Annotated in this window: 18 protein-coding genes and 1 rRNA gene; 8 read left to right on the top strand and 11 right to left on the bottom strand. The window is 72.2% G+C overall.

Annotated elements, in window-relative coordinates:
• Positions 1-512 precede the first annotated feature (512 nt).
• A complete protein-coding gene (locus ACIP93_RS21645; RefSeq protein ID WP_401761069.1) occupies positions 513-1166 on the bottom strand; it encodes an HAD family hydrolase in 654 nt (217 codons plus the stop codon).
• 88 nt (positions 1167-1254) lie between these two features.
• The gene (locus ACIP93_RS21640; RefSeq protein ID WP_401761067.1) at positions 1255-1764 is read right to left on the bottom strand and encodes a DUF6912 family protein; all 510 of its coding nucleotides are present in this window, start codon (positions 1762-1764) and stop codon (positions 1255-1257) included.
• A 309-nt stretch (positions 1765-2073) separates the two neighbouring features.
• On the opposite strand from ACIP93_RS21640, the gene ACIP93_RS21635 reads away from it, so the two are divergent.
• The gene (locus ACIP93_RS21635; protein ID WP_401761065.1) at positions 2074-2499 is read left to right on the top strand and encodes an Rv3235 family protein; all 426 of its coding nucleotides are present in this window, start codon (positions 2074-2076) and stop codon (positions 2497-2499) included.
• A gap of 183 nt (positions 2500-2682) precedes the next feature.
• Here the strand turns inward: ACIP93_RS21635 and secA are convergent, their stop codons facing one another.
• Positions 2683-5502, bottom strand: coding sequence for a preprotein translocase subunit SecA (gene secA / locus ACIP93_RS21630; protein WP_401761063.1), 2820 nt, complete (start codon positions 5500-5502; stop codon positions 2683-2685).
• A gap of 258 nt (positions 5503-5760) precedes the next feature.
• Here secA and ACIP93_RS21625 point away from each other — a divergent pair, with 258 nt between their 5' ends.
• Together ACIP93_RS21625 and ACIP93_RS21620 are read left to right on the top strand one after the other, a co-directional pair.
• Positions 5761-6366: a GNAT family N-acetyltransferase gene (locus ACIP93_RS21625; protein ID WP_345222392.1), complete on the top strand. Its 606-nt coding sequence runs from the start codon at positions 5761-5763 to the stop codon at positions 6364-6366.
• A 9-nt stretch (positions 6367-6375) separates the two neighbouring features.
• The gene (locus ACIP93_RS21620) at positions 6376-7554 is read left to right on the top strand and encodes a winged helix-turn-helix domain-containing protein (protein ID WP_401761062.1); all 1179 of its coding nucleotides are present in this window, start codon (positions 6376-6378) and stop codon (positions 7552-7554) included.
• Between the two features lie 110 nt (positions 7555-7664).
• Here the strand turns inward: ACIP93_RS21620 and ACIP93_RS21615 are convergent, their stop codons facing one another.
• From ACIP93_RS21615 to mtnA, 7 genes are all read right to left on the bottom strand, one after another.
• Positions 7665-8444 carry a response regulator transcription factor gene (locus tag ACIP93_RS21615; RefSeq protein ID WP_345222386.1) on the bottom strand — a complete coding sequence of 260 codons (780 nt, stop codon included), beginning with the start codon at positions 8442-8444 and terminating at the stop codon, positions 7665-7667.
• A 225-nt stretch (positions 8445-8669) separates the two neighbouring features.
• Positions 8670-9365: a ribosome hibernation-promoting factor, HPF/YfiA family gene (gene hpf, locus ACIP93_RS21610; protein ID WP_345222384.1), complete on the bottom strand. Its 696-nt coding sequence runs from the start codon at positions 9363-9365 to the stop codon at positions 8670-8672.
• 311 nt (positions 9366-9676) lie between these two features.
• Entirely contained in the window at positions 9677-10690 is a 1014-nt protein-coding gene (locus tag ACIP93_RS21605) for a ComF family protein (RefSeq protein ID WP_401761060.1), read from the bottom strand.
• A gap of 147 nt (positions 10691-10837) precedes the next feature.
• Entirely contained in the window at positions 10838-12736 is a 1899-nt protein-coding gene (locus ACIP93_RS21600) for an LpqB family beta-propeller domain-containing protein (protein WP_401761059.1), read from the bottom strand.
• Positions 12726-15017 (bottom strand): MtrAB system histidine kinase MtrB, encoded by a 2292-nt coding sequence (gene mtrB, locus ACIP93_RS21595; RefSeq protein ID WP_401761057.1) that lies wholly within the window; start codon positions 15015-15017, stop codon positions 12726-12728. Before mtrB ends, ACIP93_RS21600 begins: the two co-directional genes overlap by 11 nt.
• Before the next feature lies 1 nt (position 15018).
• Positions 15019-15708, bottom strand: coding sequence for a two-component system response regulator MtrA (mtrA, locus tag ACIP93_RS21590; protein ID WP_189823911.1), 690 nt, complete (start codon positions 15706-15708; stop codon positions 15019-15021).
• 4 nt (positions 15709-15712) lie between these two features.
• On the bottom strand, positions 15713-16858 hold the full coding sequence (gene mtnA, locus ACIP93_RS21585) for an S-methyl-5-thioribose-1-phosphate isomerase (RefSeq protein WP_345222368.1): 1146 nt from the start codon (positions 16856-16858) through the stop codon (positions 15713-15715).
• A gap of 149 nt (positions 16859-17007) precedes the next feature.
• On the opposite strand from mtnA, the gene ACIP93_RS21580 reads away from it, so the two are divergent.
• The 5 genes from ACIP93_RS21580 to ACIP93_RS21560 are packed head-to-tail and all read left to right on the top strand — an operon-like array spanning position 17008 to position 22521.
• Positions 17008-18288 carry a glycerophosphoryl diester phosphodiesterase membrane domain-containing protein gene (locus tag ACIP93_RS21580; protein ID WP_401761055.1) on the top strand — a complete coding sequence of 427 codons (1281 nt, stop codon included), beginning with the start codon at positions 17008-17010 and terminating at the stop codon, positions 18286-18288.
• A 7-nt stretch (positions 18289-18295) separates the two neighbouring features.
• Entirely contained in the window at positions 18296-18997 is a 702-nt protein-coding gene (locus tag ACIP93_RS21575; RefSeq protein WP_401761054.1) for a DUF4129 domain-containing protein, read from the top strand.
• Positions 18994-20211 carry a DUF4350 domain-containing protein gene (locus tag ACIP93_RS21570; protein ID WP_401761052.1) on the top strand — a complete coding sequence of 406 codons (1218 nt, stop codon included), beginning with the start codon at positions 18994-18996 and terminating at the stop codon, positions 20209-20211. Before ACIP93_RS21575 ends, ACIP93_RS21570 begins: the two co-directional genes overlap by 4 nt.
• Positions 20208-21194: an AAA family ATPase gene (locus ACIP93_RS21565; RefSeq protein ID WP_401761051.1), complete on the top strand. Its 987-nt coding sequence runs from the start codon at positions 20208-20210 to the stop codon at positions 21192-21194. The genes ACIP93_RS21570 and ACIP93_RS21565 overlap by 4 nt, the downstream gene beginning before the upstream one ends.
• 16 nt (positions 21195-21210) lie before the next feature.
• The gene (locus tag ACIP93_RS21560) at positions 21211-22521 is read left to right on the top strand and encodes a DUF58 domain-containing protein (RefSeq protein ID WP_401761049.1); all 1311 of its coding nucleotides are present in this window, start codon (positions 21211-21213) and stop codon (positions 22519-22521) included.
• Positions 22522-22640: 119 nt separating this feature from the next.
• Here ACIP93_RS21560 and rrf read toward each other — a convergent pair.
• A 5S ribosomal RNA gene (rrf, locus tag ACIP93_RS21555) occupies positions 22641-22728 on the bottom strand; the annotation flags it as partial.

The following is a 22728-nucleotide window of genomic DNA, read 5'->3' as shown; positions in this document are numbered from 1 at the left end:
GTGCGCCGTTTTCGGCGTGTGCGGCCTTGTGTCCGGGGTCGGAGAATCAGCGAAGGCCCGGGCACGGTGGTGCGCCGGGCGAAGGCCGGGGGCTGCACCGCCCCCGAGGCGTCGTATCGCGCTGATCACGGCACCAGGCTATCCCTCCTTCGGCGGCAGGCGTTATTCGCGGGACGTTGGACAAAGTGCGGAGAAGGTCGACGTTTTGTCCATTCCGGCACAGGGGCCCCGTACGCACCGGTGTTCACGGCGGCGGGACCCGGCCCGCGCACGCCCCCTCGCCAAGAGCCGCGCCCCCGGGCCGCGCGAGTTCCTGGCCGCGCCGCGGACGAAGGCCCCGGCGACCTGGGGCGCCGCCGTACGACCGGACACGGCGCCCGTACGGATCGCCGACCGTGCGGCCCCCGGCCCTACGCCTCCCGCCGTACGGCACCCGGCCCTGCGGTCCCTGCCCTGCGCCTCCCGCCGGCCGGGGGCCGTACACCTCCCGCCGTACGGCCTGCGGCCCCTCGTCAGGCCGCCAGGTCCTGCGCGATGCGCACCGCGTCCGCCAGCGAGTCCACCACCGGCACCCCGGCGGCCTCCAGCACGGTCCGGCTGTGCGAGCCGCCCGTGTAGAGCACCGCGCCCGCCCCCACGTGCGCCGCCGCCAGGGCGTCGTCGACGGCGTCGCCGATGACCACGACACGGGACGGGTCGACGCCCTCCAGGGCCGCGAGGTGGCGCACCATGTGCGCCGCCTTGGTGCCGCCGGAGGGGCCCGTGCGGCCGTCGACCCGCACGAAGTGGCGCTCGATGCCGTAGCCGCGCACCACCGGCAGCAGCTCGTCGTGCCCGTACATGCTCAGCAGCGACTGGCTGCGCCCGGCGGCGCCCCAGCCGGTGAGTATCTCCTCGACCCCGTCGGTCAGCCCGCAGGCCGCCCGCAGCTCCACGTAGTGGCGGTGGAAGGCGGCGTCCATGACGAGCCACTCCGCGTCGGTGGGCAGCCGGCCCATCAGCCGCTCGTAGAACTTGGGGATCGGTATGCAGTACAGCTCGCGGTAGCGCTCCACGGTGATCGCCGGGAGGCCGATCTCCGCGAACGCGGCATTGGATGCCCCGACGACCGCGGTGATGTCGTCGAGCAGTGTGCCGTTCCAGTCCCAGACCAGGTGCGTCCTCATGAAAGAACGTTACCCACCGCCACTGACAAAGCCACTGACCTGGAACTCCCGCCGGATTCCGGCCCGGCTCCCCTGCTTCCCGCCCTGCTCAGCCGATGAGCCCGGCGATCTCCTGCACCCCGAACCACAGCAGTTCGTGGTCCTCCGCCCCGTCCACCACGAACTGCGCGTCGTCGTCGCCGAGGTCCGCGGCCCCCAGCGCGGCGGCGGCGGCCGTCACGTCGTCCCGCGCGTCGTCGGCGTCCGCGTGCACGGCCGCCGCCTTCTTCAGCGGTACGGCCCCCTCCACACGCACCTCGCCGATGGCCCCGGCGTCCATGCCCCGCCCGTCCGGGTCGACGACCACCAGGTGGTCCGCCACGTCCACGGCGACCACGACCCGGCGCCGCTCGGCGACCGGGTCCCCGGCGACCAGCCGCAGCGAGGCGGCGGCCGCGCGCCCCAGGGCCGCGTACTCCAGCTCCTCCATGTCGTCCGAGACGTACCACTCGCGCAGACCCGGCGTCACCGCGTAGGCGACGAGCGGACCGGGCCCCAGCTCGCCGGCCTTGTACGCGGCGGCCAGTCCAGGAAGTGTCGTAGGTACGTAGAGGCGCATCGGTGCCGCTTTCGTCGTCGCTTCCCCGGCCGGAAGGGCTTCTCGACAGGGCTTCAGCAGGGCCTCCAGGGTACGTTCCGGGTCCCCCATCGGGGCGGCGGTCCCCCCGCACGGCCGTCCACCCCGCGCCGCGCGGCCCCGGGCCCGTCCCGGCGCCGGGGCGCGCTCTCACCCTGATGGGTGGTTCGGCGGACCGCGCGCGGGCGGTGCGGACGCCACTTGCCACCGTGCGGCCCGGCACCGTACAAGATCCTTCACCAGAAGTTACCGCCGGGTACCACACCGGCCAGGCAGAGCGGGGCGATCTTTATGCACGGCACGACGACCCGGCCCGGCGCCGCCCGTCGCGACTCCCGCGGCCCCGGCACGGGCACCGCCGTCCGCACCCGGCCGCGCACCCCGCGCACCCCTCAGCAGCAGTTCGCGGAACTCCTGCTCGCGGTGCTCAGCGGACAGCGCCCGGCGCACAGCATGCTGAACCTGATGTTCCGCGACGCCTACGACCAGCTCGTCGACCTCGCGCCCCGGACGCCCTTCCGCACCCGGGGCCCGCGTCCCGTCGTGCGGCACTGCCGCGGCTTCAGCCCCCGCCCCGGCGTCATCGAGGCGTGCGCCGGGATCGGCGCGGGCGAGCAGGTGCGCGCCATGGCCTACCGGCTGGAGCAGAGCCCCGACCGGCGCTGGCGCTGCACCGCCCTGGAACTGGGCGACGAGAGGGCCCCCGCGCGGGTCTGAGCCCACCGCCGGCACCCGAGCACGCCGAGGAAGCACCACCCGCCCGCTCCGGCGCGCCGGAGAACACCGGCCGGCCGCCCCAGAGCGCCGGAGAACACCGGCCGGCCGCCCCGGCCCACCGGGAAACGCCGCCGGGCGCGCCCCCCCGGAAGGGGCGCGCGCCCGGCGGCGCGACGGCGAAGGCTACTTCTTGCGGCGACGGCCGCCCGCGGCCTTCTGCGCCTTGCGGCGCTCGGCACGGGTCAGGCCGTCGGACTCCGAGCGGGTCGGGCCGTCGGCACCGGCGTTCTCGAAGTCGCCCTCGACGACGCCGCCCTCGCCGTCCACGGTCGGCGCGGAGAAGTGCAGCCGGTCCGGCCGCTGCGGGGCCTCCAGGCCCTTCGCACGGATCTCCGGGCGCGACGCGCCGGCCGGGACCACGTCCTCCTTGGTGAGCGAGGGACCGTCCTGCACCGGGACCTCCTCGACCTGCTGCTCCACCTGGACCTCCAGGTTGAACAGGTAGCCGACGGACTCCTCCTTGATGCCGTCCATCATGGCGTTGAACATGTCGAAGCCCTCGCGCTGGTACTCCACCAGCGGGTCCTTCTGCGCCATGGCGCGCAGACCGATGCCCTCCTGGAGGTAGTCCATCTCGTAGAGGTGCTCACGCCACTTGCGGTCCAGCACGGACAGCACCACGCGACGCTCCAGCTCGCGCATGATCTCCGAGCCGAGCTGCTTCTCGCGGGCCGCGTACTGCTCGTAGATGTCGTCCTTGATGGACTCCGAGATGAACTCGGCGGTGATCCCCGCGCGGTCGCCCGCGGCCTCCTCCAGGTCCTCCACCGTGATCTTCACCGGGTAGAGCTGCTTGAACGCGCCCCACAGGCGGTCCAGGTCCCACTCCTCGGCGAAGCCCTCGACGGTCTCGGCCTGGATGTAGGCGTCGATCGTGTCGTCCATGAAGTGCTTGATCTGCTCGTGCAGGTCCTCGCCCTTCAGGACGCGGCGGCGCTCGCCGTAGATGACCTCGCGCTGCCGGTTGAGGACCTCGTCGTACTTCAGGACGTTCTTGCGGGTCTCGAAGTTCTGCTGCTCGACCTGCGACTGCGCCGAGGCGATGGCACGGGTGACCATCTTGTTCTCGATCGGCACGTCGTCGGGAACGTTGGCCATCGCCATGACGCGCTCGACCATGGCCGCCTTGAACAGACGCATCAGGTCGTCGCCCAGCGACAGGTAGAACCGGGACTCGCCCGGGTCGCCCTGACGGCCGGAACGGCCGCGCAGCTGGTTGTCGATGCGGCGCGACTCGTGCCGCTCGGTGCCCAGGACGTACAGCCCGCCGAGGGCCTTCACCTCGTCGTGCTCCGCCTTCACGGCGGCCTCGGCGCGCTCCAGGGCGGCGGGCAGCGCGGCCGCCCACTCCTCGATGTGCTCCTCGGGGTCCAGGCCCTGCTGGCGCAGCTCCGCCTCGGCGAGGTCGTCCGGGTTGCCGCCGAGCTTGATGTCCGTACCGCGGCCGGCCATGTTGGTGGCCACGGTCACGGCGCCCTTGCGGCCGGCCTGGGCGATGATCGGCGCCTCCCGGTCGTGCTGCTTGGCGTTGAGCACCTCGTGCTGGATGCCGCGCTTGGAGAGCTGCTGCGAGAGGTACTCGGACTTCTCGACGGACGTGGTGCCGACCAGGATCGGCTGGCCCTTGGCGTGCTTCTCGGCGATGTCGTCGACGACCGCGTTGAACTTGGCGACCTCGGTGCGGTAGATCAGGTCCGACTGGTCGATGCGGACCATGTCCCGGTTGGTCGGGATCGGCACGACGCCCAGCTTGTAGATCTGGTGGAACTCCGCGGCCTCGGTCATCGCCGTACCGGTCATGCCGGACAGGCCGTCGTAGAGGCGGAAGAAGTTCTGCAGGGTGATCGTGGCGAGGGTCTGGTTCTCGTCCTTGATGTCCACCCCTTCCTTCGCCTCGATCGCCTGGTGCATGCCCTCGTTGTAGCGGCGGCCCGCGAGCACACGGCCGGTGTGCTCGTCGACGATCATGACTTCGCCGTCGATGACGACGTAGTCCTTGTCCTTCTTGAAGAGTTCCTTGGCCTTGATCGCGTTGTTGAGGTAACCGACGAGCGGGGTGTTGACCGACTCGTAGAGGTTGTCGATGCCCAGCCAGTCCTCGACCTTGGCGACGCCCGGCTCGTGGATGCCGACGGTGCGCTTCTTCTCGTCGACCTCGTAGTCGCCGGTCTCCTCGATGCCCTTCAGCGGGTTGCCCGGCTCGCCCTTCTTCAGGCGGGTCACGAGCTTCGCGAAGTCGCCGTACCACTTGGTGGCCTGGTCGGCGGGACCGGAGATGATCAGCGGCGTACGGGCCTCGTCGACGAGGATGGAGTCGACCTCGTCGACGATCGCGAAGTTGTGGCCGCGCTGGACCAGTTCCTCCTGCGACCAGGCCATGTTGTCGCGGAGGTAGTCGAAGCCGAACTCGTTGTTCGTGCCGTACGTGATGTCGCAGGCGTACTGCGCGCGGCGCTCGGCCGGCGACATGTTCGCGATGATGCAGCCGACCTCCAGGCCGAGGAACTTGTGCACCCGGCCCATCAGCTCGGAGTCACGCTCGGCGAGGTAGTCGTTCGTGGTGATCAGGTGCACGCCCTTGCCGGACAGTGCGTTCAGATACGCGGGAAGCGTGCCGACGAGGGTCTTGCCCTCACCGGTCTTCATCTCGGCGACGTAACCGAGGTGCAGGGCCGCGCCGCCCATCAGCTGGACGTCGTAGTGACGCTGGCCGAGGACGCGCTTGGCCGCCTCGCGGACGGTCGCGAAGGCCTCGGGCATGAGGTCGTCGAGGCTCTCGCCGTCGGCGTGACGCTGCTTGTACTCGTCGGTCAGGGCGCGCAACTCGGCGTCGGAGAGGTTGACGAAGTCCTCTTCGATGGAGTTGACCTGGTCCGCGATGCGGTGCAGTTTGCGCAGGATCTTGCCTTCGCCTGCACGCATGAGCTTGTTGAAGACGGACACTGAGGCTGGTCTCCTTGCCGGTCGGGCCTGTGCACTGGGTCGGTGTGACTGTGTGGGTCGGTACTGACTTTGGCGCGGGCACGGCAGGCGGGCCCCACCGCAACGGCCATCGTAAGCGAGGACCAAGCCGCCCCGGGAGGTCCGCCGCCGCGAAGGCGCACCGGCGTCAACATGGTGAACGCCCCGCGCGTCCCGAAGGTGCCGGGCAGCACTCGAAAAGTGTTCGCCCCCGGTGCGCACGGTGACCAGAATCCGTGCATGGAACCCTTCGCGCTGCACACCGGACGGCTGGAACTGCGGCCCTTCGCCACCGAGGACACCGACGAGGTGTTCCACGCGGCGCAGGACCCCGACATCCAGCGCTGGGTGACCCTTCCCTCCCCGTACGGGCGCCAGGACGCGGTGTACTTCGTCGAGCAGATCTCGGCCCGGGGCCTGCGCACCGGCACCGGCTTCCACTTCGCGGTGCGCCCCCGGGGCGGCGGGCCGCTGCTCGCCGCGGTGGGCATCGGCGTCCTCCAGGAACCCGGCACCTGGGAGCTCGGCTTCTGGGCGGTGCGCGAACACCGCAGGAGGGGTTACGTCCGCGAGGCCGCCGACGCGGCCGTCCGCTGGGCCCTCACGACGCAGCCCGTGGACCGGCTCTGCTGGCAGGCCCTGGTCGGCAACCACCCCTCGCGCGAGCTCGCCCTCGGGCTCGGCTTCACCATGGAGGGCGTGCGGCGCGCGGCCGTCCTCCACCAGGGGACCACCCGCGACGCCTGGAGCGCCTCGCTGCTCCCCTCGGACCTGGGGCTGCCCGCCCCGCACCCCTACCTGCCCGCGCCGGAGCCGCCCGCCCGCGATGTCAGTGCCGCCCTCTAGTCTTCCGTCATGACCTTCCAGCCGCCCGCATCGGTCGCCCTCTCCGCCGACGAAGCCCGCCGGATCGCCCTGCGCGCCCAGGGACTTCTGGGCGCCCCCGACCGCCGGGCCGGTGTGCGGGGCGTGCTGCGCCACCTGGGCGCGGTGCAGCTCGACACGATCTCCGTGCTGGCCCGGTCGCACGAACTGATTCCGTACGCCCGCCTGGGCGCGGTGCCCCGGCGCACGGTCGAGGACGCCTACTGGTCCCCCGACGGCGAGCCCGCGCACGCCTTCGAGTACTGGTCGCACGCGGCCTGCATCCTGCCCGTCGAGGAATGGCCGCACTTCGCGTTCCGCCGCCGCGCCTACCGCGCCCGCCCGCAGTGGCACCACGAGCTCACCGACGGCGCGTACGAGCGCGTGATCAAGCAGTTGCGCGCCGAAGGCCCGCTCACGGCGACGGAGTTGGGCGGCGCGAAGAACGGCGGCGAGTGGTGGGACTGGTCGGAGTCCAAGGTCGCCGTCGAACGCGCCCTGATGCACGGCGACGTGGTGTGCACACGGCGGCGCGGCTGGAAACGGGTGTACGACCTGGCCGAGCGCGCCGTCCCCGCCGCCCACCAGCACGACGACCTCTCCGACACGGAGTGCGTCCGACGCCTGGTCGCCCTCGCCGGCCGCTCCCTGGGGGTCGGCACCCGGGAGGACATCTCCGACTACCACCGGCTGAAGAACGCCCAGGTGGACGCGGTGATCGCGGACTCGGGCCTGGTGCCGGTCGAGGTCGAGGGCTGGGGCAGGCCCGCCTGGGCGGACCCGCAGGCCCTGGCCGCGGTCCCGCGCGGACGGCACCGCACGACCCTGCTGTCGCCCTTCGACTCACTGATCTGGGACCGGCCGCGCACGGAGCGGATCTTCGGCTTCACGCACCGCCTGGAGGCGTACGTCCCCCGGCCCAAGCGGATCCACGGGTACTTCGCGATGCCGCTGCTGGCGGGCGGCAGGCTGCTGGGGCGCGTGGACCCGGCCCGGGAGGGCTCGGTGCTGGTGGCCAAGCAGGTCTCGCTGGAGTCCGCGAAGGCGGTCCCGGACATGGCCAGGGCCCTGTGGGAGGCGGCGTCCTGGGTCGGCTGCACGGACATCCGCCTGGACCGCACGACACCCCCGGAACTGCACGCCCCGCTGCGGGCGGCGCTGGACGCGTAGCACCGGGGGGAGCTCCTGGAAGGGGACCGGGACCGCGAGAGAGCGCCCGGAAGGGCCCGGGACCGGCGAGGAGAGAACCCCCGGGAGGGCCCGAGACCGCGAGGGGGCCTCTAGCGGATCTCCAGGATCTTCTCCCGCATCGCGTACACCACGGCCTCCATGCGCGAATGCAGCTGAAGCTTCTCCAGGATGTTGCGCACGTGGTTCTTCACGGTGTTCTCCGAGATGAACAGCTCCTTGGCGATGTCCCGGTTGTTCATCCCGGTCGCCACCAGCTTCAGCACTTCCAGCTCCCGGTCGGTGAGCCGCGGCGCGGGCACCAGCCGGCGCTCGTCGGAGCGCTGGATCATCGACTTGAACTCGGTGAGCAGCTTGGACGCCATCGAGGGGCTGATCTGCGACTGCCCGTCGGCCACCGCCCGGATCGCCGTGGACACCTCGTCCGTGGAGATCTCCTTCAGCAGGTAACCCGTCGCCCCCGCCTTGATCGCGTCGTAGAGGTCGGCCTCCTCGTCGCTGATCGTCAGCATGATGATCTTCGCGCTGGGGGCCACCTCCTTGATGGAGGTGCACGCCTCGATGCCGCCGCGCCGGGGCATCCGCACGTCCATCAGCACGATGTCCGGCAGCAGGTCGGCTGCCTTGTCCACGGCCTCCGCGCCGTCCCCGGCCTCACCGACGACCTGGATGTCCTCCTCCTGGGCGAGGACGATCTCCAGTCCGCGCCGGAAGAGCGCGTGGTCGTCCACCACCAGCACCCTGATCGGCTCCTTGCGGAACGCGCCCTCGTCCGGGTCGCCGTCACGGCCGGGGCCCGGTCCGGACCCGGGTCCGCGGTCGAGATTCCGTGCGTAGTCGCCGCCGTGCACCGGACCGAAGCTGTCCGCCATCGTTCCTCCCCCTGAGGCCATGGCCCGAAGTTCGTGTGCTGCGCCAACCACGGTCCGCAGAGCACTTCTTGACTTGCGGTGCCATGATTCCATGCCCCGGCGACGGAACGGTCGCTTCAGGACTCGCTTCAGGGTGCACGCACCGGTGTCCCCGGAGGCGCGAACGCCCTCCGGGGACACCGCCTTCAGGCGGGGTGCGGCGCACCGCACCCCGCCGCGGGGCGCTCAGCCGCCGAGTGCGCCGCCCGCGCCGCCGACCTCGGACTCCGCCAGCGGGTCGGTGTCGAGGTGGATGACGCCGTAGTCGTACGCGTGTCGCCGGTAGACGACGCTGGGCTGCTTGGTCTCCGCGTCGACGAAGAGATAGAAGTCGTGTCCGACCAGTTCCATCTCGTACAGCGCCTGATCGAGCGACATGGGGGCGGCGACGTGGGTCTTCTCGCGGACCACGAGCGGTCCCTCGCCCTGCACCTCGATCGAACCGATCTTCTTGGTGGGCACACCGTCGTCCGACTCGCCGTGGTCCACGACGAGTTGGCCGTCGCCGTCGATGACGGCCGCGTCGGGTACCGCCGCACCGACCTCGGCGGCCGAGAGCCTGCCGGTGCCGCGGCGGGTGTGCCGCTTGTCGTGCTGCTTGCGCAGCCTCGCTTCGAGCTTGCCGGTCGCCAGGTCGAGCGCCGCGTACGCGTCGCCCGCCGACGCCTCGGCCCGGATCACCGGACCGCGTCCGTGCACCGTGATCTCCACACGGTCGGACCGGTCCGCCTGCCTCGGGTTGGGCTCCTTGGACACCTCCACGTCGAGGCTGATCACCTTGCCGTCGAGCTTCTGGATCCTCTCCAGCTTGAGCTTCTCCGCCACGTGCTTGCGGAACCGCTCGGGTACCTCTGTCTTGCGGCCCTTGACGACGATGTCCACGCAGAACTCCGTTCCCGGATTGCTCCGCTCGCTGCGGAGCGTCTCCCTTTTTGCACCAGACTCCGGATCAGTCCCGGAGTCTCGGACTAGGCGACTTCCTCTCCTCCTCCCCCGTGGGGAAGATCCACACCCTCCAATTTTCGGGGCGCGAGGGAAAACCAGCACGGCAGTGCAATAAGTGAGGCACAGCGACCGCCATTCCTCACTTATGAACATAGCCCGCCCGGTGGGGTATCGGCACCCGCTACCGGCGCGTACCTCCGTTCAGGTGGTTTTTCCCTCTCGCTACCTGCAACGATGCACGTTCCCGCTCAGTTCCAGTTTATTTCGAAAGATTTCGGCGGAGCTGCGACAACCGCTGCCGCAATCGTCGGGAATCCGCTATTGCCGGGCCTTCCCCCAGAGGTACGTAAGTACTCCCCCGGCCTTCCGGGTCTTCTCCGACGCCTGTCGTACGCACCACGGCAGGCCCGCAGCGCACGCGCCGCCTCGGCCAGCGAGGCGCCGGTGGTCATGAGGTCGTCCACCAGGACCACCGTCACACCCGCCCCCGCGCCTGCCGGGCCGGTCTCCCGGACGCCCGCCGGGGCGTCTCCGGCGTCGGAGCCCGGCCGGGAACCCGCCGGGACCTCTCGGAAGACGTCCTCGAAACCCGCCCGGGGGCCCGTGAGCAGCCTCTCGGCACCGGGGACCGCCTCCAGGGCGCCGGACAGGTTCGCCAGCCGCTCGCGGGCAGTCAGGCCGGCCTGGTCGCCCACCGGACGGCACTGCCGCAGCACCGGAGCCACCCGGGCCACCAGCCCGCCCCGCCGCAGCTCACCCGCTGCCGCGAAGGCGATCCGCCGCACCGGGTCCTGCCCCCGCACGGCGACCGAACGCCGCGCGGACGGCACGGGCACCAGAACCACTTCCTGCGTCGCGTCCACTGGGGGTGCACTTACCCAACTGCCCGGGGGATACGCTCCCGGGGGCTCCCCCTCCCCTCCCTCCCCACCCCACCCCCACCCCGCCCCCACCTCCCCCACCGCGCCGCGCACCGCCCCCGCCAACGCCCGCCCCAGCTCGCCCGCCAGGCCGAGCGCGCCGCGCTCCTTGTGCGCGAGGAGCACCGCCCGCGGGGCGTCCTCGTACCGGGCCGCCGCGTGCACGACCGGCAGCCCCGGCGGCTGCGGCGAGGGCCGTACGCGCCCCGGCCCGCCCCCGTGCAGCAGCTCGGCGCACTCCGCGCACACCGCTGACGGCTCCCGCGGTCTGCCGCAGCCCGCGCAGGCCACCGGCAGGACCAGAGCGGCGAATTCCCGCCAAACTCCCCGTAATCGCTTCATGCCCCCACTGTGCCGGGGCCCCCACCCTCCCGCCACCCCTGTGGAAAACACACGACGGCGGGCCCAACTCCCTGTGGAAAACCAGGGGTCGAACCCGCCGTCACCGGCCACCGAGGCACGCGCGCGCCCCGGAGGAACCTTCCGCCGCTACCCCGGGTAGACCGGCATCGAGCCCACCTTCACCAGCGTCTTCCAGTTGGCCCCCGGCGGCAGCCGCACGATGCCGTCCTCCTTCGTCTGCGCCAGCACCGCCGCCCCCTCGGCGTCCGACGCCGCGACCGCCGTCACCTGGTTGGCGCCGGGCAGCAGCCCCTCCGCCGAACTGGAGCCGTCCGTACGGACGTACCGCATCTGCTGCACTCCCCCGGCCTCGCGCCCGGCCACCACGAGCCGGCTCTGTCCGGCCCAGGACATCGCCGTCACGTCCTCCATCTGCGGGGCCGCGGGCCGCAGACCCACGATCATGACCTTCTCGCCCGCGGCCGTCCTGGTGCGCTCCACCCGTCCGATCTTGAGCGTCTTGCGGCCCTTCTCGACGATCAGCAACGCCACCCGCACCCCGTCGGCCGACACCCGCAACGAGTCCACGTACCCGTCGCCGAGCCTCTCCACCTGGACCTCCTGCGCCGTGCCGCCGCCGTCCACCAGCCGCACCACGCGCGGCCGCCGCTGGTCCCGGTCGGCGAACCACAGGTCGCCCATCCCGTCCCAACTCGGCGCGGACAGCGTCTCCCTGGCTCCCTTCTCGCTGCGGTACGGCGTCCGGTAGTCGTCGCGGCCCGCCGTCATCGGCGCGACGTACATCTCGTGCCCGCTGTCCGAGACCGCCGCCGCGACGGTCTCGTCCCGCGAGATCCCCGCCGACCGCACCGTCAGCTTCTGCTCGCCGATTCCCGGCACCGGCTCCGCCGGCCCGCTCTCACTGGTGCTGCGCACCCGCACGAGGCGACGCTCGCCGTCCAGGAAGTACTGGTAGCTGGCCGCCGCGACGACGCCGCCCGCCACGTAGTCGGCGGCGTTGTTCTTGTGCAGCTTGCACAGCGGCGAGTCGTCGGGCCGCTGCATCTCCACCTGGTCGATCCGGGTCGAGGACGTCAGGTCCTGCAACGTGAAGAGCAGTTGGGCCGCCATGTCCGTGCACATCTTCTGGTTGACGGCGTTCGCCGACTCCGGGTTGAGCGGCACCTTCAGCGAGTTGTGGTCGCCGATCGGCAGCGACTTGGTGCCGTTCCTGAGCGCCGACTTCGTGGGGAAGCGCGAGCGGACCGACTTCCTGAGCCAGGCGGACGGCCCGTCCATGACCGCCTTCACCGCCTGCGCCACGGGGTCCAGCCGGGTCTGCGGATCGGTGCGCTTGCGTACGTAAATGGGGTCGGCGACGAGAGCGAGCAGGTTGGACTCCCCCGCCGTGGAGGCGAAGTAGTACTTGTTCACCGACCGGAAGATGCGCTGGAAGTCCGACTCGCCGAGCACCAGTCCCTGCGGCGGGCTGTCGATGCGCCACTCCGCGCTGTCCTTCTTGCCCGGCCCCTTCTCCTTGACCAGGCGCAGCGTCTGCTCGTACGCCCCCGTGTGCGGTGTGTACGCGCTCTGCTTGTCGAGCTCGGCGATCCGCTCCCCGGAGATCCGGAAGGTGCGGGAGCCGCCGTCGTGCCCGGACGTCGTGTCCGTGGGATTCGGCACCGCGCCGTCGAGGATGGTGGTGCTGCCGGGGTTCCAGGTCTTCGACGCCTCGCGGGTCAGGTACTTGCGCGCGGTGTCGAAGCCGGGGTCGTCGCTGGTCATGGCCTCCATGAACCCGTCGACGATGGCCCGGGGCGCGTCCCCCGGCCGCGGCGGCACGCTGTAGACGCGGACCTGCGTGTCGACCTGCGGTGACGCCTTGACCTCCTGCACGTTGCCGTGGTCGGGCATGGACCCGCAGCCGGTGGCGGTCAGCAGCAGGCCCGCGCCGGCGACCAGGGCGACCGCCCTCAGCCCGCGTGCCCGGACGGTCCGGCTCGTGTTCGTGTGTTTCCTGCTGCGGCTGTGCCCCTCAACGCCCACGCGGGCTGTCCTCCCGGTCCCTGTCGCGGGGCGCCCGGTGACCGCTGCCGCGCCCTCCGCGTGCATCCCCGTCGCCGTCGTCCACGCCACTGTCGCGCCCACCGCGCACGTCCCGCCCGCTGCCGTCCGCAGCGCTGTCGCGGCCCTCGTGCGCCTTCCCGGTCACAGCGCCGTCCGCAGCGCCGTCCGCAGCACTGTCGCGCGGTCCGCTCCCGCCGGGTCCGCCGCCCCCGGCGCCGTTCTCCGCCCCGGCGCGCCCGTCCTGTGCCTCGTCGCCCAGACTGCGCGACACGACCCGCGCGCCGTTGCCCGGCAGCGCCGTCGGGTCCGTGGGGACGGCCGCCGTCCGCGGCGCGGGCAGGGGCCCGCCCCGCCGCTCCCCGGTCTGCTGTACGGGGATCCGCGCGTTCGCGGCGTCCCGCCCGGCCGCCTGCTCCGCCTCCGCCAACCGGGCGCGTGCCCGGCGCGAGTCCTCCGGCTCCAGCGGGATGGGCGACCCGCGCAGGGGCTCGTCCACGGTGCGCGGCAGGGTCAGCCGGAACTGCGATCCGCCGCCCGGCTCGCCCCACGCCTGGAGCCAGCCGCCGTGCAGCCGGGCGTCCTCCACGGCGATGGACAGGCCGAGCCCGGTGCCGCCCGTGGTGCGGGCCCGCGCCGGGTCGGCCCGCCAGAAGCGGCTGAAGACGCGGGTGGCCTCGCCGGGCTTCAGGCCGACGCCGTAGTCCCGTACCGCCACGGCGACGGCGCCGCCCGCCGCTCCCAGCCGTACCACCACGTCGCGTCCCTCGCCGTGCTCGACGGCGTTGACGACGAGGTTGCGCAGCACCCGCTCGACGCGCCGGGCGTCGGCCTCGACGACCACGGACTGCTCGTCGCCGACGACCCGGACGACGGTGCCCTTGCGCTCGGCGAGCGGTTCCGCCGCGTCGATCACGCGCCGTACGACCTCGCGCAGGTCGATCGGTTCGGCCTCCAGCGCGGCGGCTCCGGCGTCGAAGCGGCTGATCTCCAGCAGGTCGGCAAGCAGCGATTCGAACCGGTCGATCTGTCCGACCAGCAGTTCGGCGGAGCGCGCCGTCACCGGGTCGAAGTCGCTCTTGGAGTCGTGGATGACGTCGGCGGCCATCCGTACCGTCGTCAACGGCGTCCGCAGCTCGTGCGAGACGTCGGAGACGAAGCGCCGCTGCATCCGCGACAGGTCCTCCAACTGCTGGATCTTGAGCTGGAGGTTCTGCGCCATCTTGTTGAAGGCCTCGCCGAGGCGTGCGATGTCGTCCTCGCCGGTGACCTTCATGCGTTCCTGGAGGCGTCCCGCGGAGAGCCTCTCGGCGACGCCGGCGGCCATCCGCACCGGGGTGACGACCTGGCGCACGACCAGCCAGGCGATGGCCCCGAGCAGCACGACGACGAACACTCCCGCCGTCAGCAGGGTGTTCGTGACGACCTTGAGGGAGGCCTCCTCCTGCGTCAGCGGGAAGAGGTAGTACAGCTGGTACGGGCTGCCGCTGATGTCATTGAGCCGCTTGCCGATGACCAGGCCGGGCTCGGAGGGCTGGGCGTCGTTGCTGTACACGATGCGCCAGTTGACCTGGTAGGTCTCGGAGTCCCGGTCGAGGGATTCGCGCAGTTCCTGCGGCACGCTCGCCTGGGGGTCGACGCCGCCGGAGGCGCGCGGGCCGCGCTGGCTCTCGGACGCGTCGTTGGCGACGCTGAGCGCGACCACGTTGAAGGCCTTCTGGCCGCCGCTGGCGAGCTGTTCCACCAGGTCGGAGCGCCAGTTGGCGGCGTTGCGCCCGGCGTTGTCGCTCTCGCCGCCGTCCCTGCCGCCGGGGTCGGCGGGCGCGTTGGCCCGTTCCTGGGCGACGGCGAAACCGCCGCGGGCCTGGTTCTGGGCGGCCTCGACCTTGGACTTGAGCAGTCCGTTGCTGACCGCGCTGATGACGACGAAGCCGAGCAGCAATACCACCCCGAGGGACATCAGCAGCGTCGTGGCGACCACGCGGAGCTGGATGTTGCGCCGCCACAGCCGTATCGCCGGCAGCAGGGGCCGTCGTACGAGACGTACGACGAGGCGCAGGACGGGGCCGCCGGGGGCCGCGTCCTGGAGCAGCCGGCCGCCTTCGCGCAGCCGGCCGGCCCGGGACGTACGGCGTCCCGGGTGGCCGGAGACGCCCGGCGGGGGGTCCTTCCTGGGGCCCCGCGCGGGGCGGTCCGCTGCGGCAGCCCGCTCCGTACGGCTTCCCGGCTCCCCGGGCTTCGGAGCAGCACTGCCACGGTTCATGTCAGCTCGGTCCGGCCTTGTAGCCGACGCCGCGCACGGTCACGACGATCTCGGGGCGCTCGGGGTCCTTCTCGACCTTCGAGCGCAGTCGCTGGACGTGGACGTTGACGAGCCGGGTGTCCGCGGCGTGCCGGTACCCCCAGACCTGCTCCAGCAGCACCTCACGCGTGAACACCTGCCACGGCTTGCGGGCGAGCGCGACCAGCAGGTCGAACTCCAGCGGGGTCAGCGCTATCGACTGCCCCTCCCGCTTCACCGAGTGCCCGGCGACATCGATGACCAGGTCACCTATGGCCAGCTGTTCCGGCGCGGGCTCCTCCGACCTCCTCAGCCTCGCCCGGATCCGGGCGACGAGCTCCTTGGGCTTGAACGGCTTGACGATGTAGTCGTCGGCGCCGGACTCGAGGCCCACCACCACGTCCACGGTGTCGCTCTTCGCCGTCAGCATGACGATCGGCACTCCGGACTCCGCCCGGATCAGCCTGCACACCTCGATGCCGTCCCGTCCGGGCAGCATGAGGTCCAGCAGCACCAGATCGGGCTTCGCCTCCCTGAACGCAGCCAGCGCTTTGTCGCCGTCGGCGACGAACGACGGCTCAAAACCTTCTCCACGCAACACGATGCCCAACATCTCGGCAAGTGCGGTGTCGTCGTCAACTACGAGAACGCGACCTTTCATAAACGCCATCATCCCATTAGCTCATCGCTGTCCGTGGTGACCTGGCACACAGCTCCGCGAGAGCGGTCCCGGTCACCGGTGACACGACCCCCTCCTCGGTGACGAGCGCCGTCACCAGTTCCGGCGGTGTGACGTCGAAGGCGGGGTTGTACGCCTGGGTCCCGAGCGGTGCCACGGCGTGCCCGCCGCCCCCCTCCGCGCCCGCCGCCGGCAGCCCTCCGGTGAACTCCGTCACTTCGAGCCCGGAACGCATCTCCACCTCTATCGCCGCACCGTCCGGCGTCGCCGGATCGACCGTGGTCAGCGGGGCGACCACGACGAACGGCACATGGTGGTACTTGGCGAGGACCGCCAGCGGATAGCTCCCCACCTTGTTCGCCACCGAACCGTCCGCCGCGATCCGGTCCGCCCCGATCAGTACGGCGTCCACCTCGCCCGCCGCGAACAGGGAGCCCGCCGCGTTGTCCGTCAGCAGGGTGTACGCCATGGAGTGCCGGGCCGCCTCGTACGCGGTGAGCCGCGCGCCCTGGAGCAGCGGCCTCGTCTCGTCCACCCACAGGCGCCGCAGCCGCCCCTGCCGGTGCGCGGCCAGCGCCACGGCGAACGCGGTGCCCTCACCGCCGGAGACGAGCGCCCCGGTGTTGCAGTGGGTGAGGACGCGGTGGCTGCCGCCGGGCAGCAGCTCGTCCAGCAGGGCGAGCCCGTGCCGGGCCATGGCGGCACTGGCCAGGGCGTCCGCCCGGTGCAGTGCCCGCGCGGCGTCCAGCGCGGCCTGCGCCGCCCCTTCCTCGCCGAGCCCCTTCTCGCGCGCGGCGGCATACGCCCCGGCCGCCTGCCGCACCCCGTACCCGAGGTTGACGGCGGTGGGCCGCGCCCCCGCGAGCTGCCCGGCGGCCTCCTCCACGTCGAAGCCCCGCCGGGCGGCCAGCGCCACTCCGTACGCCCCGGCGATGCCCAGCAGCGGGGCTCCCCGCACGGCGAGGCGCTGGATGGCCCCCACCAGCGCCGGCACGTCCGTACAGACCAGTTCGACCTCTTCCACCGGCAGCCGGGTCTGGTCGAGGAGCACCAGGACCGGGCCCTCGGGGGGCTCCTCCCATCGAAGCGAGGGCAGCGTGGGCGGTTCTGCGCCCACCGTGCTGTGCGCGTCGTGATCAGCCATCCGCCCAGTCTGCCCCGGGGGACCCCGGTAATTGAAGGTGCGGAGGGCAGTAAGGAAGGACGGGGGCAGGTCCACGGGGACACCCCCCATGGCACGATGGCTGGCAACCAGCCGCCGCATCCGCGGTCCGGCACCGTGAAGGAGCGACGATGAACGACTCTCCGGGCTGGGCCTCGCCCGGACCCGCCCCCTCCGACGGCCGTCCCCCGGAGAACTCCGGTGGGACCGGGCCCGCCGACGGGGCGCCCGAGTCCATGCCTTCCGGGCCCTCCGGATCGAAGTGGTCGAAGGAGCAGCCGCCGGCCGGCCAGTGGTCCGCGCCGGGCTCCGCCGCACCGCGCAGCCACGCCCAGACCCCGCCCCGACAGGGCTGGAACGGCGCCCCCCGGGGCGGCGGCTGGGGAGCTCCGGGCCCCGGCGGCTGGGGCGGCCCCCCGCCCGCCGCCAAGCCGGGGGTGATCCCGTTGCGTCCGCTGGGCCTGGGCGACATCCTCGACGGCTCGGTGTCCACGGCCCGCGCGCACTGGCGGACGGTGCTGGGCGTCACGGTGGTCGTCGCCGTACTCGTCCAGATCGCCGTCATGCTCCTGCAGCGGTTCGTCCTGCCGACGCCCCCGGCCACCACGGCCGACCCGGGGGCCGACGTGAACGAGGCGCTGCGCCAGAGCGTGGAGGCCGCGCAGGCCGAGCTGTTCTCCACGGTGCCCACCCTGCTGATCACTGCGGTCGGCACCCTCTTCACGACGGCGCTGCTGACCGTCGTGGTCAGCCGCTCGGTGCTGGGCCGCCCGGTGTCGCTGGGCGACGCGTGGCGCGAGGCCAAGCCCCGTCTGCTGCCCCTGCTGGGCCTGACTCTGCTGCTGACCGTCGGCTCCATGGCGATCCTGGCGCTGGCCGCCCTGCCGGGCCTGCTGCTCGGGTCGGTCGGCGGTGCGCTGCTCTCCGCGCTCGGCGTGCTCGCGGCTTCCGTCCTTGTGATCTGGCTGTGGGTCCGCTTCTCGCTGGCGTCGCCTGCCCTGATGCTGGAACGTCAGTCGATCGGCCGGTCGCTGCGCCGCTCCGCGAAGCTGGTGCAGGGCTCCTGGTGGCGGGTCTTCGGCATCCAGCTCCTGACGGCCGTGCTGACGGCCGTCGTCTCGATGCTCATCGTGATGGTGTTCACCTTCTTGGCCCTGCTCGCGGACGGCGGCGGCCTGGAGAACCTGATGAAGGGCGCCAGCGCGGAGTTCGGCTGGGCGTTCCTGATCATCAGCGGCGTCGGCGCGGTGATCGCCGCCTGCATCACGTACCCGATCTCCGCGGGCGTTTCGGTACTCCTCTACATCGACCAGCGCATCCGCCGCGAGGCCCTCGACCTGGACCTCGCCCGTGCCGCGGGCCTTTCCGGCTACGACACGGAGCACTCGGCCGACCAGACCCCAGGGAGCTGATGCGGCGGTGCCGGTGACGGGGGACACTGCCACGGTCCGGCTCCGGACACGCGCGGGCGACGATCCGCCCCTGGACATCCCGCGCCTGCCCGCCCGCGAAGCGGCGGAGCGCGAACTGTCCGAGCCCGCGTACCACGAGCACGACCCGAACCTCCTCCAGCGGGCCCTCGACCGCTTCTGGGAATGGATCGGCGACCTCTTCCACGCGGCCTCCGGGGCGACTCCCGGAGGCCCGCTCGGCCTGGCCGTCATCGCCCTGGTCGTCGTCCTGCTCCTGGCCGGCCTGTGGTGGCGCCTCGGCACTCCCACCCGTACTCCCTCCTCCCCCGCCTCCCTCTTCGACGACCGCCCGCGCAGCTCCGCCGAACACCGCGCCGCCGCCGAGGCCCACGCCGCCGCCCAGCGCTGGAACCCCGCCGTCCAGGAGCGCATGCGCGCCGTGGTCCGCTCCCTGGAGGAACGCGCCCTCATCGACCCGCGCCCCGGCCGCACCGCCGACGAAGCCGCAGCGGAGGCCGGCCGCTCCCTGCCCGACCACGCCGCCCGCCTGCACGCCGCCGCCCGCTCCTTCGACGACGTCACCTACGGCGACCGCACCGCCGACGAGGCCGCATACCTGCGCCTGCGCGACCTGGACCTCGATCTGGAACGCACCAGGCCCTCCCTGACCGACACCCCGCCCCCGTCCTCCGAGTGGGCCGCCCTGTGACGACCGCGCCGCCCGCCACCTCGATCTCCCCCACCACCGGCCAGCTCTGGGCCCGCGCCCGTGGCCCCCTGCTGGCCCTGGCCCTGATCCTGCTCACCGGCATCGTCCTCGCCGCTCTGCAGTCCGGCTCCCGCCACGACGCCCTCGACCCCCGCTCCGCCGCCCCCGCCGGCACCCGCGCCGTCGCGGAACTCCTCAAGGAGCGCGGCGTCCCCACCCGCGTCGTCGCCACCCTCGCCGAAGCCACGTCCACAGCGGGCCCCGACACCACCCTCCTGGTCACCTCCCCGAACCTCCTCACCACCGCCCAGCAGCGCCGCCTCCACCAGGCGACCTCCCTCTCCGGCGGCCGCACCGTCCTCATCGCCCCCTCCTCCACCGCCCTCTCCGCGCTGGCCCCAGGAGTACGCGCCGCCCCGCATCCCGCATCGGTCGAGGCCCTGGCCCCCCGCTGCACCCTGCCCGCCGCCACCGCCGCCGGCCCCGCCGACCTGGGCGGCCACCTCTACTCCCCCATAGCCTCCCTCCCCGGCTCCGGCCGCCCGGACGCCTGCTATCCGGTCGACGGCCGCGCCTCGCTGCTCCGCCTCAACACCCCCGCCGGCGGCGACACCGTCCTCCTGGGCGCCCCCGACTTCCTCCTCAACGAGAACCTCGCCCAACAGGGCAACGCCTCCCTCGCCCTCCAACTCCTCGGCTCCCGCCCCCGTCTGACCTGGTACCTCCCCTCGCTCGACGACCCCTCCGCCACCGGTGGCCGCCCCGCGTCCGACGACACCACCGGCGGCTTCCTGTCCCAGGTCCCGCCCGGCTGGATCTGGGGAACCGCCCAACTCGCCCTGGCCGCCCTGCTCGCCGCCCTGTGGCGGGCCCGCCGCCTCGGCCCCCTGGTGACCGAGCGCCTGCCGGTCGCCATCCGCGCCTCCGAAACCACCGAGGGCCGCGCCCGCCTCTACCGCCGGGCCAACGCCCGCGACCGCGCCGCCTCCGCCCTCCGCTCGGCGACCCGCACCCGCCTCTCCTCCCTCCTGGGCGTCCCCACCGCCCACTCCCACACCGCGACGGCCCTCCTGCCCGCCGTCTCCGCACGCCTGCCGCACTCCGACAGGGACCTCGCATCCCTCCTGTTCGGTCCCGCCCCGTCCCACGACACCGGCCTCATCCGCCTGGCCGACGAACTCGACGCCCTCGAAAGAGAGGTCCGCGCCTCATGAGCGCCCAGCACGCAGAGATCCCCGCCGAGACCCCCGACAGCGCTCGCGCCTCCCTGGAGGCCCTGCGCACCGAGATCGCCAAGGCCGTGGTCGGCCAGGACCCGGCGGTCACCGGCCTCGTCGTCGCGCTCCTCTGCCGCGGCCACGTCCTCCTCGAAGGAGTCCCCGGCGTCGCCAAGACGCTCCTGGTCCGCGCCCTGGCCGCCTCTCTCGAACTCGACACCAAGCGCGTCCAGTTCACCCCCGACCTGATGCCCAGCGACGTCACCGGCTCCCTGGTCTACGACGCGCGCACCTCCGAGTTCTCCTTCCAGCCCGGTCCCGTCTTCACCAACCTCCTCCTCGCCGACGAGATCAACCGCACGCCCCCCAAGACCCAGTCCTCCCTCCTCGAAGCGATGGAGGAACGTCAGGTCACGGTCGACGGCATGCCCCGCCTCCTGCCCGACCCCTTCCTCGTCGCAGCGACCCAGAACCCCGTCGAGTACGAGGGCACCTACCCTCTCCCGGAAGCCCAGTTGGACCGCTTCCTCCTGAAACTCACCGTCCCCCTCCCCGGCCGCCAGGACGAGATCGACGTCCTGACCCGTCACGCCGAAGGCTTCAACCCCCGGGACCTGAAGGCAGCGGGCGTACGTCCCGTCGCCGGCCCCGACGATCTGGAAGCCGCCAGGTCCGCGGTCGCCAAGACCTCGGTCTCCCCTGAGATCACCGGCTACGTCGTCGACATCTGTCGTGCCACTCGCACCTCCCCCTCACTGACGCTCGGCGTCTCCCCGCGAGGCGCCACCGCCCTGCTGTCCACCGCCCGCGCCTGGGCCTGGCTCACCGGCAGGGACTACGTCATCCCTGACGACGTGAAGGCCCTCGCCCTCCCGACGCTGCGTCACCGCGTCCAACTCCGCCCCGAAGCAGAGATGGAGGGCGTCACCGCCGATTCCGTCATCACCTCCGTCCTCTCCCACGTCCCCGTCCCTCGCTGAGACGGGCGACGACCTCATGGCCCTCACCGGACGAACCGCCCTGCTCGCGGCCCTCGGCTCACTTCCCGTCGGCATCCTCGCGCCGAGCTGGTCAGGAATCCTCGCGGTCAACGCACCCCTGACACTCGCAATCCTGTGCGACTTCGCACTGGCCGCGCCAGTGCGAAAGCTCCAATTCACCCGATCTGGTGATACATCCGTTCGACTCGGCGAAACCGCCACCGTCCAACTGACCGTCACCAACCCCTCCCCCCGACGCCTGCGCGCCCACCTGCGCGACGCCTGGCCGCCCAGTAGCTGGCCCCCCGCCACCGAGGCCGCGGCATCCCGCCACGAGTTCACCGTCCCCGCAGGTGAACGCCGCCGTCTCACAACGGAGTTGCGCCCCAGCCGTCGCGGTGAACGCCAAGCCGACCGCATCACCGTCCGCTCGTACGGTCCGCTGGGACTCGCCGCACGCCAAGGCAGTCACCTCGTCCCCTGGACCGTCCGCGTCCTGCCCTCGTTCGCCAGCCGCAAGCACCTCCCGTCGAAGCTGGCCCGGCTGCGTGAACTCGACGGCCGTACCAGCGTGTTGACCCGTGGCGAGGGCACCGAGTTCGACAGCCTTCGCGACTACGTTCCCGGCGACGACACCCGCTCCATCGACTGGCGCGCGACCGCCCGCCAGAACTCGGTCGCCGTACGCACCTGGCGACCCGAGCGGGACCGCCACATCCTCCTGGTCCTGGACACCGGCCGCACGTCCGCCGGCCGCGTGGGCGATGTCCCCCGGCTCGACGCTTCCATGGACGCTGCTCTCCTGCTGGCGGCCCTCGCCTCCCGGGCCGGCGACAGGGTCGACCTCCTGGCCCACGATCGCCGCATCCGCACCCAGGTGCAGGGCCGCTCCTCGGGTGAACTCCTTCCCGCCCTGGTCAACGCGATGGCCCCACTGGAACCCGCATTCGTGGAGACGGACACACGCGGCCTCAGTGCCGCCGTCCTCGCCTGCGCTCCCCGCCGTTCTCTGGTCGTGCTCCTCACCGGCATCGACTCCGCGCCTGTGGAGGAGGGCCTGCTCCCAGTCCTGCCGCAGCTCACCAAGCGCCACACGGTCGTGGTCGCCTCCGTGGCCGACCCCCGCATTGCGGAAATGGCCGCAGCTCGCGGCTCCGTGGATTCCGTGTACGAGGCCGCTGCCGGTGCCCAGTCTCAGGAACAGCGGGAGCAAACCGCCGAGAAGCTCAGGCGATACGGCGTCACGGTCGTCGATGCCACCCCCGACAAGCTGGCCCCTGCTCTGGCCGACGCCTATCTGGCACTGAAGGCTGCGGGCCGTCTCTAGGACTTTGCCATCTCCCGGAGAACCGACGGACGGGGATACCCGAGAAGGTTCCCTATTACCCGTGAACGCAGAAAAGCCCCGCACCATGACTGGTGCGGGGCTTTCCCGTATCAAAATTTGTTCGGCGGCGTCCTACTCTCCCACAGGGTCCCCCCTGCAGTACCATCGGCGCTGAAAGGCTTAGCTTCCGGGTTCGGAATGTAACCG

Source organism: Streptomyces sp. NPDC088745 (assembly GCF_044751045.1).
Lineage (GTDB): Bacteria > Actinomycetota > Actinomycetes > Streptomycetales > Streptomycetaceae > Streptomyces > Streptomyces cremeus.
Note: the sequence above shows the minus strand (reverse complement) of the source record. Positions and strands in the feature narration are given on the sequence as shown.